This window comes from Haemophilus sp. SZY H56, from assembly GCF_054332415.1.
The window spans coordinates 1-13,900 of record NZ_JBTGNX010000002.1; the positions used below are offsets into that span (position 1 = coordinate 1).

A 13,900-nucleotide genomic window follows, 5' to 3' on the forward strand; every position below is an offset into this window, starting at 1 on the left:
TGTGTAGTGTTTACCCATAAAAAATCTGCACCTCAATTGTTGGTTTGTTGAGTCCAACTTTTGGGGTGCAGATCAAATTTGACCGCACTTTTTTATTGGAAACAGATTTATTCAGCTTTCACGCCTAAGTTACCCATTTTTACGCCGAGGTTACCGAGTGAAACTGGGTCCAAATAATCCCCTAAGAATTTGAATAACTCACTTAATTCTGTAAATGAGCGTTTGATTTTTACTTGATCTTCTACTTTACGCACAAATTCATAACGCACATTTTCGCCTTCAAAATAAGCCGTGAGCGTGAGATAAATGGTTTCAAAAAAGTGGCTTTGAGCACCTTCTTCACCTGGGTCACTGATACGGACATTCCAAGTATTGTTAAATAAAACTTCTGTTTTGATTGACATATAGACTTCCTCTGTTTGTTATTTTTTATACTGAAATTGAAACGAAAAACCCGATGATAAAATTTCTGAAATCAAAAACTTTATCATCGGGCTTTTCAAACCAATTGCTCGCATATTTTGCTTTGCGTTGATAACTGCCTTTGCCTTTACGTTTTTTCTCAACGCGTTGGCGAAATAATTTATCGTGTAACAGTGCCATCACGGCATTATCTTTCACGACACCTTTGGTGTGTTGATAAATGGGCTGATTTTCAACCGCACTTTTTGTTTTTTTCGTCATATTTACCTCTAAAAAATTGCCGTGAAGTGCTTCACGGCAAGTCATTATAGCGAAAATGAATAGAATTACAAAATGGCGAGTACGCTTTCAGGTGGTCGTCCAATTTTGGCTTTTTCACCTTTTACCACAATCGGGCGCTCTAATAAGGCTGAATTTTCACTGATGGCTTTTAATAAATCATCATTCGTTAATGCAGGATTCGCTAACTCTAATGATTGATAAAGTTCATCCTTGGTACGCATCATTTTTCTGACATCATCTAATCCTAATTTATTAGCCAGTTGCTGCAATGTTTCAACAGAGTAGTGTTGTTGCAAATAAAGTTCGATAGTTGGTTGGATACCTTTTTCTTCTAATAAAGCTAAGGTTTCACGGCTTTTTGAACAGCGCGGATTATGGTAAATCTTAACAGACATAACGTTTCCTTCTATTTTATGTTGAATGAGTGGATATAGGATTGATTTAAATTTTAACTTATAATGACAAAAAATACTTGTTTAGGAAAACTTTATGTTAGAAATGCTAAAAAATTGGTATAGTCGTCGCTTAAGCGATCCGCATGCGATGGGACTACTTGCCATTTTGTTATTTGGCTTTATTGCGATTTATTTCTTTAGTGATTTAATCGCTCCGTTGCTGATTGCCATTGTATTAGCATATTTATTGGAAATGCCGATTAATTTTTTAACGAAAAAATTAAAATTTCCTCGAATGCTTGCCACGTTAATTATTTTTGGTGGCTTTCTAACCTTAGCGTTATTAATTTTCTTCGGGCTTGTACCAACATTATGGAATCAAACGATTTCCTTATTAAGCGATTTGCCGGCCATGTTTAATAAGTTACATGAATGGTTGTTGGCCCTTCCTGAGCATTATCCTGAACTCATTGATTACACCATGATTGACACCTTTTTTAGTGCGGCTCGTGCGAAGATTTTGGGCTTTGGTGAATCCGCAGTGAAATTGTCGATTACTTCATTAATGAACCTTGTATCACTGGGTATCTATGCATTTTTAGTGCCATTAATGATGTTCTTTATGCTGAAAGATAAAACTGAGCTTCTTGCTGGAGTGAGTCGCTTTTTACCTAAAAACCGTCTTTTGGCCTCTAAAGTATGGAATGAAATGCAGCAACAAATTGCGAATTATATTCATGGCAAGTTGTTGGAGATTTTGATTGTTGGCGTGGTGACTTATATTATCTTTTTAAGCTTTGGTTTAAATTATCCGCTGTTACTTTCTGTTGCCGTTGGTCTTTCTGTGTTAGTTCCTTATATTGGTGCGGTATTAGTGACGATTCCTGTTGCTTTAGTCGCCATGTTCCAGTTTGGCATTTCCCCAACGTTTTGGTATTTGATTGTAGCCTTTGCGGTAAGTCAACTTCTAGATGGAAACCTGTTAGTACCGTATTTATTCTCTGAAGTTGTTAATTTACATCCTTTAGTAATCATTATTTCGGTGCTGATTTTCGGTGGATTATGGGGGTTCTGGGGCGTATTTTTCGCTATTCCATTGGCAACGCTCGTCAAAGCTGTGCTGAATGCATTGCCGGATTAGACAGAATTAAAGCGATAAAAAGAAAGTTGACGAAAGTCAGCTTTTTTGTTCTTTTAATTTTTGGATATCCAGAATTTCGACACAATCTGTTGTTCCTGCTTTAATACGCCATTTAATATTAAATTCGTACAGACTAATACCGTAAATACGATCGGTTTCTTTACCTTGTTGATAAGCAGGGCGGGGATCTTGTGCGATCACTTCTGTAATGAATCTTACTAAGTGCGGTCGGTTTTTGTGATATTTTTCAACCGCACTTTGGGCGATTTCTGTAAATGCTATATTTAATTTGGCAGGTGGTTTTTCTTGCGCAAAACTTGACTTTGCCTCAGGTTCACTATCAGCATAGGCAATATAAGGCTTAATATCAAAAATAGGTGTGCCATCGACAAGATCTACGGAACCCAAATGCAGAAAAACACGCCCATGAATACATTCCACTTGGCGTAATTCAACTTTGGATAAGCCTAGCGGATTAGGGCGGTGTGTGGCGCGTGAGGCAAATACACCGACACGTTGATTGCCGCCTAAACGAGGGGGGCGAACAGTGGATTGCCATTTCCCATGAGATATTTTGTCGAATTGGAAAATAAGCCAAAGATGGCTAAATTGCTCTAATCCTCGCACAGCCTCTGGTGAATTATACGGAGGGAGCAGTTCCACAATACCAATGCCATCTTGTACTAAATCAGGCTGGCGTGGCACCGAGAATTTTTCTTTGTAAGGCGTGTGAATCACCGCAATTGGGTGAAGCGTCAGTGTTAAATCATTCATAAAAAGGCAATTTCCGTGTAGAATACGCCCTTTATTGTAATCAAAAGTGCGGTCAAAAAAAATGACAAATCGTAAATTGAAAATGTGGTGGGAAACTGCTCGCCCAAAAACCTTGCCTTTGGCATTAGCTTCTATTTTTACTGGCTCAGCATTGGCATATTGGGCGGATAAAGAAAGTTTTAATCTCACCGTGATGTTACTTTGCTTGCTTACCACCATTTTATTGCAAGTCCTTTCCAACTTTGCTAACGATTACGGCGATCATCAAAAAGGGTCAGATACCGAAGAACGTATTGGGCCTTTACGTGGTATTCAGCAAGGTGCAATTTCTGCGAATGAGCTTAAATGGGGCTTAATTTTAATGGCGGTGGGAGCATTTTTCTCAGGTGCATTTTTAATTGGTATCGCATATAAAAGTCTTACTGATTTATTGGCCTTTGCTGGGTTGGGTATTCTTGCCATTATTGCTGCCATTACTTATACCGTAGGGGCTAAACCTTATGGTTATTTAGGTTTAGGTGATCTGTCAGTGTTGCTCTTTTTTGGACTATTAGGTGTAGGTGGAACCTATTATCTACAAACTCACAGTATTGATAGCTTAATTACTTTACCTGCGTTAGGCTCAGGTTTATTAGCGACAGCCGTTTTAAATATCAATAATTTACGTGATATAGAGCAAGATGCGAAAGTAGGAAAAAATACCCTAGTTGTGCGTATTGGCCCGAAGAAAGGACGTATTTATCATTGTATTTTATTAAGCGTTGCAGCTTTATGTTATGTGCTATTTGCGGCATCAACAGCATTGAGTCCTTGGCATTTCTTATTTTTATTGGCATTTCCATTGTTATTAAAACACGCATTATTTGTTTATCGCAGCAAAGAGCCTACAGTATTACGTCCGATGTTGGCTCAGATGTCAATGATTTCTTTATTGATCAATATCTTGTTTAGTTTAGGCTTGCTTATCGGCTAGATCGGCTTATACTAGAGAAAAAATTTTACCGACAAGGGGAACATTATGTATATTGATACTTCAGAACTTTGTGATATTTATGCTGATCAAGTAGATGTGGTTGAGCCCATTTTTTCGAGCTTTGGTGGTGTCAGCAATTTCTACGGCAAAGTGACGACAGTAAAATGTTTTGAAAATAATGGATTAATTGCCGAAATTCTCGAAGAAAATGGTAATGGCAGAGTGCTTGTCGTCGATGGTGGTGGTGCAGTACGCCGTGCTTTAATTGATGCTGAGCTTGCACAACTTGCCGCAGATAATGACTGGGCGGGTATTATTGTTTACGGTGCAGTACGTCAAATTCAACAGCTTGAAAATATTGATGTTGGAATTCATGCGCTCGCACCAATTCCTGTTGGTGCAGAAGATAATAATCATGGTGAAAGTGATCTTCCAGTGAATTTTGGTGGTGTGACATTCTTCCCTGAAGATTATATTTACGCGGATTTAACCGGCATTATTCTTTCACAAGAAGCGTTAGATTTAGAAGATTTCGAAGAATAATTTTAAAATTTATGATCGTTTTATAGTGTGGTTAGAAATAACCGCACTTTTTTTGTTAAAATTTTTTTGAACAAGATCACATTCTAAACATTTGTTAGTTGAAAGTTTGTAACATTCATTTAACATCGTAAATAGTTCATCTGTAATCAGTTTGGAGGGACTCATGAACGAAACAAACACAACAAAAAATTATAAAAGTGGGATTATCTTTCTTCTGGCGATAGCCTGTTTTTTTATTTTGTTAAAAACCTTACCTTTTGCGCCTAAGGAAAATGCTGGTTTAGCATTATTAGCCTTTGTTGCGATCCTTTGGTTAACTGAAGCATTACATGTAACGGTTACTGCGCTATTAGTGCCTTTACTTGCGATTGCACTTGATTTGGTGACAACTAAACAAGCTTTAGTGGCTTTTGCCGATCCAACCATTTTCTTATTCTTTGGTGGATTTGCGTTAGCGACGGCTTTGCATATGCAAAAGCTTGATAAGATGATTGCTAATAAAATCATGGCGATGGCGCGTGGTAATTTATTTGTAGCTATCATGTATCTTTTCTTAATTACCGCGTTCCTTTCTATGTGGATGAGTAATACAGCAACAGCAGCCATGATGCTACCTTTAGCCATGGGGATCTTAAGTAAGCTTGATAAAGAAAAAGAACATAATACTTATGTCTTCGTATTATTGGGTATTGCATATAGTGCGAGTATTGGTGGGATGGGTACATTAGTGGGTAGTCCACCAAATGCTATTGTCGCAAGTAACTTACATTTAACCTTCTCTGATTGGTTATGGTATGGCTTGCCAATTATGATTATTTTGATGCCATTAATGGTTGGTACGCTTTTCATTGTATTTAAACCAAAACTTAACTTACGTTTTGAGCAAAATTTTGAACGTATTGAAATGAATGGCCAACGGGTTTTAACGCTTGTGATTTTTGCTGTGATTGCGCTTTGCTGGGTATTCAGTAGCTATATTAATCCAATGATTTCAGGTGTATTAGGCCTTGCTAAAAATATCGGTAGTTTTGATAGTGTGGTCGCATTACTTGCAGCTGTCATTATTTGCTCAACGGGTGTGGCAAATTGGAAACAAATTCAAGAAAGCACTGACTGGGGTGTATTGATGCTTTTCGGTGGTGGTTTAACCTTGAGTGCGGTATTAAAAGATTCTGGTGCAAGTAAAGTGTTAGCTGATGGCATAGTATTCTTAGTTCAAGGGCAACATTATTATCTGATAGGCCTGCTGGTTGCAGCATTCATTATCTTCTTAACCGAATTTACGTCAAATACGGCGAGTGCGGCATTATTAGTACCAATTTTTATTTCTATTGCGCAATCCCTCGGTATGCCGGAAATTGGTCTTGCTTTAATCATCGGTTTAGGTGCATCTTGTGCCTTTATGTTACCAGTGGCAACACCGCCAAATGCAATCGTGTTTGGTACTGGTGAAGTTCGTCAAAGTGACATGATCAAAGCTGGATTTATCTTAAATATTGTGTGTATATTTGTTATCGCGACAATTGGATATTATTTCTGGTTGAACTAATCAAATAAAGAAAAGGGCGTGTTGGATATCCAACGCGCCCTTTTATTATGTCAATAAAGATTATTCATCTTTATTTGATTTGTCCTCTTCTTCTACTTCAATCTCAACTTCATCTGCTTTATTTGCAGCACTGTTGATCGTTAAGCAAATCTCACTAGAAATCAAATGCTCTAAGATTGTTGCGAGCTCATCTAATTTTTCTTTATTATCCTCGAAATAACCCTCTTCTTTCAAATTAGCAATAAAGGTGGAAAAGACGGCTTTATCGAAGAATTCCGGTGCATTAATACCATGTAATACGGAAAGACGCTGTGCCACCAATTGGCTTTCTTTTTCTAGTAAACCACGAGCAATTTCAGGGTCTCTACGTAAAATACTCACTGTAATATAGTAGCGTTGTAGGATTTCACGTATACCCGCAGACCAAAGTTGCAAAATACGAACTTTAGAGCGGTGGATAGATAAGAAATTATCATTGGCTTGAATAACCTCTTGACGCGCAAATTCATCAATAATGGCTTTAATTTGTGTATCTAATTCTTCTTCAGTGAAATGAAGGAAGAGTTCGCCTTTTAAGAATGGATAAATTTTACGTACCGCATCCAATAATAAATCTTTTTGGATTGCTTCATAATGTAAAACGATACTCGCAACAAGTGAAGGCAACACAAATAAGTGTTGAATATTATTGCGGTAATACGTCATGAGAACAGCGGAATTACGTTCTAAACGAATAATTTCCCCAAAGTTATCTTTTTCAACTAACACGCCAACACGATCTAAGCTTAATACGTGGTCAAGCATCGCTTTTGGTGTATCAGTTGGCAGTACCACATCAGTAGAATACGGTACATTCTTTAACATTTCTTGATAACTAGAGAGTTGTTCTAATAACTGTTCATGAGAAAGCGCACGCTGACGAGAAGAGAGTAGAGCGGTCCCCACTAAATTCATCGCATTGACGGCTGCAGCTTTATTAATATTCACCATCACTTGATTAGAAACAGACCCAACCGCATGGTTAAACCAGTGAGGTTTATCTTCATGATGTTGTTCTTTCCATTCTGGATAATGGTGATTGAGGTAATTGGAAAGCGTGATTGGCTCACCGAAATTCACAAAACCTTGACCTAAATTACGTAATTTTTTAATCACACGTAAAACTAAGCCTGCATTTTCTTTTTCTTTCGCTGCACCACGTAATTCTTTCGCGTAAGTATCTACTTCTAATACGTGCTCATAACCGATATACACAGGCACCACAGAAATAGGACGAGTCTGGTTATGTTGTAGTGCTTGTAGCGTCATTGACATCATACCTGTTTTCGGTGCAAGCAAGCGACCTGTACGAGAACGCCCACCTTCAATGAAGTATTCGACGGAATAACCGCGGTGGAATAATTCCCCTAAATACTCACGGAAAATTGCAGAGTAAAGGCGGTTACCTTTAAACGTACGGCGAATAAAGAATGCGCCCCAGCTGCGGAATAAAGGACCCGCTGGCCAGAAGTTTAAGTTGATCCCCGCTGCAATATGTGGTGGTACAAGACCTTGATGATAGAGCACATAAGAAAGCAATAAATAGTCAATGTGGCTACGGTGACAAGGCACATAAACAATCTCATGTCCTTCTAATGCTAATTTACGCACACGGTCCGCATTTTGTACATCAATCCCTGAATAAAGTTTGTTCCATAACCAACGTAAGAAACGATCCGCCGCACGAAGGCTGGAATGGCTTACATTAGCCGCGATTTCATGAAGCATTTTTTCGGCTTCAGCATAGGCTTTCTCGCAGCTGATATTTTTTGATTTTGCCTCATCTTCAATGGCATTTTGAATTGCTTGAGAATTTAATAGCTTATTAAACATGGCTTCGCGGTTTGGCAAACGAGGCCCTGTCGCGGAAATGCGTTGTTTAGCAAAGTGTATTTTAGCCACGCGAGCCAGTTTTTGCGCAATTTTTTCATCTGAACCGTGCTCATTTACCATGTAACGCAAAGAAAGCGCTTGAGAAAAACGCACAAAAGTGTCACGTCCAAACCAAATCGCTGCAAAGGTTTTTTGAATGCCATTCAATAAACGCAGATTCGGTAAGCTTGCTTTATCTTCTTTACCTGGTGAACGTCCCCAAAGTACAGAAACAGGAATGAGTTGTACATCTAAATCAGCTGTATCAAGGTGCAGTTCTAAGTATTTATTGAAGACTTTGGTGGTTTCATCTTTTGCGCCTTTTGATTTAAAAAAGCGACGACCTTCGTCTAAATAGACATAACGTGGTAATGCTACGCCATCAATTACATTCTTTTCAGCCGGATCAGGCAAACCTACGCTCAGACAGTTACGACGGAAAATGACGAAGTCAGTTTGAGAGGTGTAAGGCAAAACATAAAGAATAGGTTGATTGATATTGAGTTGAAGCTCTTCAATTGGTTGAGCGGGGATTGGATTATTTTTTACTAAAACCGAAAGCGGTAATTCTAATAATTTACGATAAGTACTTACGATGCCAGACATAATTAACGTTCTCTTTTTGTTAGACATTTCTAGGTATTGTCAGGCATTTTAACACATTCGACCAGTCAAATTCTAAAAATTTACATTTGAGATTTGTGATGAACACTCAAAAATATGAAAAAAATTGACCGCACTTTTATCGCTAGAAAATAGTTGTTGCAATCATCATCTTTCTGTATATACTAACAGTTATTCTGTATAAAGTAACAGGAGTGTATATGAGACCATTAACTGCCAGACAACAAGAAGTGCTGGAACTCTTAAAGCGCCATTTAGAAACTACGGGTATGCCGCCAACTCGTGCAGAAATTTCTCGTGAATTAGGCTTTAAATCCCCTAATGCGGCGGAAGAACATTTAAAAGCACTTGCTCGTAAAGGTGCAATTGAAATTGTTGCGGGGGCTTCTCGCGGTATTCGCATTATTGATGACAGTGTAAATGATGAGGAAGAAGAAGGCTTACCGCTCATCGGTCGTGTGGCCGCAGGGGAGCCAATTCTGGCTGAGCAACATATTGAAGGTACTTATCGTGTTGATGCTAATATGTTTAAGCCTCAAGCTGATTTCTTATTAAAAGTATATGGCCAATCCATGAAAGATATCGGCATTTTAGATGGCGATCTTCTTGCTGTTCATAGCACAAAAGATGTGCGAAATGGACAGATTGTTGTTGCACGAATTGAAGATGAAGTGACAGTAAAACGCTTAGAACGCAAAGGTTCTGTTATTTATCTGCATGCAGAAAATGAAGAGTTTCAGCCGATTGTCGTTAATCTTGAAGAACAACCTCGTTTTGAAATTGAAGGGATTGCAGTAGGGATCATTCGTAATAACGCTTGGATGTAATGATGAAAGTGCGGTGAGAAAATAAAGTGTTTTTTGACCGCACTTTGTCTATTCTGGCTATTTGCCATTCGGCTTATTGCTCTCTATAATGCCAAAAAATTTTCAAATCAAGGAAGGAAACATGCAGTTTTCCAAAATGCATGGCCTTGGCAATGACTTTGTCGTTGTTGATGCTGTGACGCAAAATGCCTATTTTACCCCTGAAACCATTAAACGTTTAGCCGATCGTCATCGTGGTATTGGTTTTGATCAGCTTTTAATTGTTGAGCCACCTTATGATCCAGATTTAGATTTCCATTATCGTATTTTTAATGCAGATGGTAGTGAAGTGTCGCAATGTGGAAATGGGGCAAGATGTTTTGCGCGTTTTGTCACCTTAAAAGGGCTGACTAATAAAAAGGATATTGCAGTAAGCACGCAAAAAGGAAAAATGGTTTTAACGGTAAAAGAAGATGGGCAAATTTGCGTCAATATGGGCGAGCCGATTTGGGAACCGAATAAAATTCCTTTTGCTGCCAATAAATTTGAAAAAAACTATATTCTACGTACCGATGTTCAAACGGTGCTTTGTGGTGCAGTATCAATGGGCAATCCACATTGTGTTGTTCAAGTGGAGGATATTGAAACGGTTAATATAGCAGAATTAGGTCCACTCTTAGAAAGCCACGAACGTTTTCCTGAAAGGGTAAATGCTGGATTTATGCAAGTCGTCAATCGTAACCATATTAAGTTGCGTGTATATGAGCGTGGTGCAGGTGAAACACAAGCTTGTGGCAGTGGGGCGTGCGCGGCGGCGGCTGTTGGGATTATGCAAGGTTTGCTTGATAATAAAGTGCAAGTTGATCTACCTGGTGGTAGCTTGCTTATTGAATGGGAAGGCGTTGGCTCTCCACTTTATATGACGGGTGATGCGACTCATATCTATGATGGAAACATTCACCTTTAATCTCGCCTAGACGAGTCTTCATTAGGCACCTCTCCTTTTTTGTGGTATATGCCTCATCGATTCTACTGGTTCTGTATGATAACTTTTGATTTTGGTCAAGTTTTGTTTGAGTGTTGAACTCATCGTACGAGTGGGGATAATGCTAAAAAAGCCGTCTATTCTGACCGCACTTTTTTAGCCTTGACAGAGTCTTTCTCTCAGATCTTCTGCTGTTTTGCTGGTTTTAATTCGCTCAAAAACGATGCCCGCTTCAGGATATTCTTTATTGAGATAGCGTAGCCATTGTTTGATGCGGGCAACATGATAAAAACCGGAATCATGGAAATTTTCCATTTCCGCATATTTTTGCAAGATCTTTTGAATATCCGCCCAAGGCATTTTTTCGCAATTTTGTTTGAGTACAAGGCTTAAGTTTGGGATATTTAATGCACCACGTCCGACCATTAGATCTTTACACTCGGTCGCTTTTAAACATGCTTGACCATCTTCCCAACGCCAAATTTCACCATTAGCAATTACAGGGATCGCTAAGCGAGATCTCACTTCACCGATTTTTTCCCAATTAATGCGATCGGCACGATAGCCATCGGCTTTGGTTCGACCGTGAATGGTAATTTCAGTCGCGCCACCTTGTTGTACTGCATCGGCAATTTCAAACGCTTGTGAAGTACAATCCCACCCTAATCGTACTTTAACGCTAACAGGCAAGTGGCTAGGTACAGTTTGTCGTAAGGCTAGAGTCGCTTGATAAATTAATTCAGGTTGTTTGAGTAGGGCTGCACCTCCGTTACTGCCATTAACGGTCTTAGAAGGACAGCCACAATTTAAATCAATACCATGTGAGCCAAGTTCAATGGCACGATGGGCATTTTCAGCAAGACAGTTCGGATGTTGACCTAAAAGTTGGACGCGAACAGGTGTTCTAGAAGGTGTAAAACCCTGATTTTTGAGTTCAGGGCAAAGACGATAAAAGAGCTTTTCAGGTAAGAGTTGATCTACTACGCGGACAAATTCGGTGATGCAGAGATCGTATTCATTCACTTCGGTTAAAAGCTGGCGAACGAAAGGATCAAGTACCCCTTGCATGGGAGCGAGGATAACACGCACTATTTCCAGCCTTTCACTTTACAAATTAAATCGTAAGCAGCTTGGATTTGTTGTGCCTTTTCTTTAGCCATTTCCATCATTTCTGGCGGTAAGCCTTTAGCCACTAATTTATCCGGATGATGTTCATTCATTAAACGACGATATGCACGTTTTACAGCATTACGGTCATCGCTTTCACTCACACCCAGTACTTTATAAGCATCACTTAATGTTGGACCTGAAGATTGTTGGTATCCGCCTTGTTTTTGGTACTGATAGCCACCTTGCTGTTGATTGCCACCTTGTTGGTATTGGCGATAGAATCCACCTTGAGTAAATTGACGAGCTGCAATTTCCATTGCCAGCATTTGCTCAAACTGCATACGGGAAAGACCAAGCTCTTCAGCCACCACATAAAGGACTTCTTTTTCTGAGTCATGTAATTGAGAATCAGCAAATGCGGCTTGCACTTGTACGTGCAAGAACATTCTTAGTAAATCAGCCCGTTGTCCACATCCAATGCGGAATTCGCGAATCACCTGACGTAGTGGAAAATCGGTTGCTTTACCTCGACTAAATGCCTCTTGAGCAAGTTTGCGATGACTCTCATCTAATTGCATCTGGTTCATCAGCTGATTTGCCAGTTGGATATCTTCTTCCGTCACACGACCTTTGGATTTACTCAAATGCCCAAGTACCGCAAAAGTAGTTTGCATGAAAAGCGCTTGTCGGGTCGTTTTTTTCTTAAAAAAGCTTGAGTTAACAGAACCCATCTCATAAAGTTTTTTATCTGCGATTGAGCCTAAAATGAGTCCAGCGATGGCACCGAAAAAACCACCCCATTTGAAACCTAAAATAACCCCGATAATCTTTCCAAAAAAATACATTCTCTTCCCCTAAAGTGCGGTCAAAAAATAAGTCTTTTTGACAATAATGGGCAGACGTAAATGTCTGCCCTTACATTAATATGGCATTTTTCTTATTTTTCAAGTAGCAAATTACACACCATAACTTTCACGATAAGCCCGCATTGCCGGCAAATATTGCTGATAATCGACTTCGTTTTCAATGAATTGCATTAAATCATCAAAATCAATAATGGAAAGGACTTGGCACTGGTAGTCGCGTTCCACTTCTTGAATGGCGGAAAGTTCGCCTTTGCCTTTTTCTTTGCGATTTAATGCAATAAATACGGCGGCTAATTTGGCATTGTTGGCTTCAAGAAGCGCCATGGATTCACGAATAGCCGTGCCGGCGGTGATGACATCATCGACTAATAACACATTGCCAGTTAATGGGCTGCCGATTAAATTACCACCTTCACCGTGATCTTTCGCTTCTTTGCGGTTAAAACAAACAGGTGTATCTCGGTTAAATTGATTGAATAGTGCAATGGAAACGCTCGTCGCAATCGGAATACCTTTATAGGCAGGTCCAAAAATAACATCAAAATCGACCGCACTTGATTGAATTGCCTTCGCATAGTATTCACCTAAGCGAGCAAGATCTGCGCCCGTGCTAAATAATCCAGCATTGAAAAAATAAGGGCTTTTTCGACCTGATTTTAGGGTAAATTCACCAAATTTGAGCACTTGGTGGCTCAACGCAAATTTAATAAATTCGATTTTGTAGCTTTCCATTTTTTGTTCCTATAAACCTAATGCTTGACGTTGTGCTGCGAAGATTTGTTCGCAGCCTTGTTTTGCTAAGCCCAATAAGGTGAGTAATTCTTCGTGGCTGAATGGTTCGCCTTCTGCCGTACCTTGCACTTCAATCATGCGGCCATCTTCCATCATCACAACGTTCATGTCTGTTTCAGCGGCTGAATCTTCCACATATTCTAAATCACACACAGCTTCACCTTCAACAATCCCAACCGAAATTGCCGCAACCAGACCTTTGATTGGATTGGTTTTTAATGTGCCGTTAGCGATTAAACCATTGATAGCATCACATAAAGCCACCGCTGCACCCGTGATAGACGCTGTTCTTGTACCGCCATCCGCTTGAATCACATCGCAGTCTAAGGTAATAGAACGTTCGCCAAGGGCTTCTAAATCAACCATTGCACGTAATGAACGTGCGATTAAGCGTTGAATTTCCATGGTGCGTCCACCTTGTTTGCCTTTTGCTGCTTCACGTTGCATACGGCTGTGTGTCGAGCGTGGCAACATGCCATATTCTGCTGTCACCCAACCTTGATTTTGTCCTTTTAAGAAACGCGGTACGCTTTCATCAACACTCGCCGTACACAATACTTTAGTATCACCAAATTCCACTAATACTGAGCCTTCAGCATGTTTTGTGTAATTACGGGTGATTTTAATTGGACGAGATTGATGATTTTCACGATTATTTGGACGCATTCTGAATTCCTTTATTTTTATTGATAAAAAAGCGTGCCTATTTTAGCACGCTTTTCACTG

At 39.5% G+C, this 13,900-nt stretch carries 15 protein-coding genes; 6 read left to right on the forward strand and 9 right to left on the reverse strand.

Translation table 11 applies throughout. The features are described 5' to 3' along the window. Positions 1–107: 107 nt before the first annotated feature. From ACXVWP_RS01880 to arsC, 3 genes are all read right to left on the reverse strand, one after another. Complete coding sequence (locus ACXVWP_RS01880; protein WP_049371484.1) at positions 108–404, reverse strand: DUF5377 family protein; 297 nt, start codon at positions 402–404, stop codon at positions 108–110. Positions 405–429: 25 nt separating this feature from the next. Next, positions 430–684 carry an alternative ribosome-rescue factor A gene (locus ACXVWP_RS01885; RefSeq protein ID WP_014064744.1) on the reverse strand — a complete coding sequence of 85 codons (255 nt, stop codon included), beginning with the start codon at positions 682–684 and terminating at the stop codon, positions 430–432. Positions 685–749: 65 nt separating this feature from the next. Then, the gene (arsC, locus tag ACXVWP_RS01890) at positions 750–1,100 is read right to left on the reverse strand and encodes an arsenate reductase (glutaredoxin) (protein WP_289901591.1); all 351 of its coding nucleotides are present in this window, start codon (positions 1,098–1,100) and stop codon (positions 750–752) included. 94 nt (positions 1,101–1,194) lie between these two features. Here arsC and ACXVWP_RS01895 point away from each other — a divergent pair, with 94 nt between their 5' ends. Continuing rightward, a complete protein-coding gene (locus ACXVWP_RS01895) occupies positions 1,195–2,241 on the forward strand; it encodes an AI-2E family transporter (protein WP_289901590.1) in 1,047 nt (348 codons plus the stop codon). 36 nt (positions 2,242–2,277) lie between these two features. Here ACXVWP_RS01895 and tsaA read toward each other — a convergent pair whose 3' ends face one another. Then, a complete protein-coding gene (gene tsaA / locus ACXVWP_RS01900; protein ID WP_289901589.1) occupies positions 2,278–3,015 on the reverse strand; it encodes a tRNA (N6-threonylcarbamoyladenosine(37)-N6)-methyltransferase TrmO in 738 nt (245 codons plus the stop codon). 61 nt (positions 3,016–3,076) lie between these two features. Here tsaA and ACXVWP_RS01905 point away from each other — a divergent pair, with 61 nt between their 5' ends. From ACXVWP_RS01905 to ACXVWP_RS01915, 3 genes are all read left to right on the forward strand, one after another. Next, on the forward strand, positions 3,077–3,988 hold the full coding sequence (locus tag ACXVWP_RS01905; RefSeq protein WP_128787763.1) for a 1,4-dihydroxy-2-naphthoate polyprenyltransferase: 912 nt from the start codon (positions 3,077–3,079) through the stop codon (positions 3,986–3,988). A 45-nt stretch (positions 3,989–4,033) separates the two neighbouring features. Next, entirely contained in the window at positions 4,034–4,531 is a 498-nt protein-coding gene (gene rraA / locus ACXVWP_RS01910) for a ribonuclease E activity regulator RraA (RefSeq protein ID WP_049356040.1), read from the forward strand. 163 nt (positions 4,532–4,694) lie between these two features. Next, on the forward strand, positions 4,695–6,080 hold the full coding sequence (locus ACXVWP_RS01915; RefSeq protein WP_289901588.1) for a DASS family sodium-coupled anion symporter: 1,386 nt from the start codon (positions 4,695–4,697) through the stop codon (positions 6,078–6,080). Between the two features lie 60 nt (positions 6,081–6,140). On the opposite strand, the gene plsB is transcribed toward ACXVWP_RS01915, so the two are convergent. Next, complete coding sequence (gene plsB, locus ACXVWP_RS01920; protein ID WP_289901587.1) at positions 6,141–8,597, reverse strand: glycerol-3-phosphate 1-O-acyltransferase PlsB; 2,457 nt, start codon at positions 8,595–8,597, stop codon at positions 6,141–6,143. Positions 8,598–8,815: 218 nt separating this feature from the next. On the opposite strand from plsB, the gene lexA reads away from it, so the two are divergent. Both lexA and dapF read left to right on the forward strand, forming a co-directional pair. Continuing rightward, positions 8,816–9,442 (forward strand): transcriptional repressor LexA, encoded by a 627-nt coding sequence (lexA, locus tag ACXVWP_RS01925; protein WP_297569029.1) that lies wholly within the window; start codon positions 8,816–8,818, stop codon positions 9,440–9,442. Between the two features lie 121 nt (positions 9,443–9,563). Further along, positions 9,564–10,388, forward strand: coding sequence for a diaminopimelate epimerase (dapF, locus tag ACXVWP_RS01930; protein ID WP_289901585.1), 825 nt, complete (start codon positions 9,564–9,566; stop codon positions 10,386–10,388). 174 nt (positions 10,389–10,562) lie between these two features. Here dapF and dusC read toward each other — a convergent pair whose 3' ends face one another. The 4 genes from dusC to rph all read right to left on the reverse strand — a co-directional run bounded on the left by dusC (position 10,563) and on the right by rph (position 13,840). Then, positions 10,563–11,495: a tRNA dihydrouridine(16) synthase DusC gene (gene dusC, locus ACXVWP_RS01935; RefSeq protein ID WP_289901584.1), complete on the reverse strand. Its 933-nt coding sequence runs from the start codon at positions 11,493–11,495 to the stop codon at positions 10,563–10,565. Then, positions 11,495–12,361 (reverse strand): co-chaperone DjlA, encoded by an 867-nt coding sequence (gene djlA / locus ACXVWP_RS01940; RefSeq protein ID WP_289901583.1) that lies wholly within the window; start codon positions 12,359–12,361, stop codon positions 11,495–11,497. Before djlA ends, dusC begins: the two co-directional genes overlap by 1 nt. Positions 12,362–12,472: 111 nt before the next feature. Beyond that, the gene (gene pyrE / locus ACXVWP_RS01945) at positions 12,473–13,114 is read right to left on the reverse strand and encodes an orotate phosphoribosyltransferase (protein ID WP_289901582.1); all 642 of its coding nucleotides are present in this window, start codon (positions 13,112–13,114) and stop codon (positions 12,473–12,475) included. A 9-nt stretch (positions 13,115–13,123) separates the two neighbouring features. Next, a complete protein-coding gene (gene rph, locus ACXVWP_RS01950) occupies positions 13,124–13,840 on the reverse strand; it encodes a ribonuclease PH (RefSeq protein ID WP_289901581.1) in 717 nt (238 codons plus the stop codon). Positions 13,841–13,900 lie beyond the last annotated feature (60 nt).

What these genes read in the sequence shown, in the direction of transcription:
- ACXVWP_RS01880 (WP_049371484.1), bottom strand. Translation starts at nt 404, where the DNA reads ATGTCAATCAAAACAGAAGTTTTATTTAACAATACTTGGAATGTCCGT.
- ACXVWP_RS01885 (WP_014064744.1), bottom strand. Translation starts at nt 684, where the DNA reads ATGACGAAAAAAACAAAAAGTGCGGTTGAAAATCAGCCCATTTATCAA.
- arsC (WP_289901591.1), bottom strand. Translation starts at nt 1,100, where the DNA reads ATGTCTGTTAAGATTTACCATAATCCGCGCTGTTCAAAAAGCCGTGAA.
- ACXVWP_RS01895 (WP_289901590.1), top strand. Translation starts at nt 1,195, where the DNA reads ATGTTAGAAATGCTAAAAAATTGGTATAGTCGTCGCTTAAGCGATCCG.
- tsaA (WP_289901589.1), bottom strand. Translation starts at nt 3,015, where the DNA reads ATGAATGATTTAACACTGACGCTTCACCCAATTGCGGTGATTCACACG.
- ACXVWP_RS01905 (WP_128787763.1), top strand. Translation starts at nt 3,077, where the DNA reads ATGACAAATCGTAAATTGAAAATGTGGTGGGAAACTGCTCGCCCAAAA.
- rraA (WP_049356040.1), top strand. Translation starts at nt 4,034, where the DNA reads ATGTATATTGATACTTCAGAACTTTGTGATATTTATGCTGATCAAGTA.
- ACXVWP_RS01915 (WP_289901588.1), top strand. Translation starts at nt 4,695, where the DNA reads ATGAACGAAACAAACACAACAAAAAATTATAAAAGTGGGATTATCTTT.
- plsB (WP_289901587.1), bottom strand. Translation starts at nt 8,597, where the DNA reads ATGTCTGGCATCGTAAGTACTTATCGTAAATTATTAGAATTACCGCTT.
- lexA (WP_297569029.1), top strand. Translation starts at nt 8,816, where the DNA reads ATGAGACCATTAACTGCCAGACAACAAGAAGTGCTGGAACTCTTAAAG.
- dapF (WP_289901585.1), top strand. Translation starts at nt 9,564, where the DNA reads ATGCAGTTTTCCAAAATGCATGGCCTTGGCAATGACTTTGTCGTTGTT.
- djlA (WP_289901583.1), bottom strand. Translation starts at nt 12,361, where the DNA reads ATGTATTTTTTTGGAAAGATTATCGGGGTTATTTTAGGTTTCAAATGG.
- pyrE (WP_289901582.1), bottom strand. Translation starts at nt 13,114, where the DNA reads ATGGAAAGCTACAAAATCGAATTTATTAAATTTGCGTTGAGCCACCAA.
- rph (WP_289901581.1), bottom strand. Translation starts at nt 13,840, where the DNA reads ATGCGTCCAAATAATCGTGAAAATCATCAATCTCGTCCAATTAAAATC.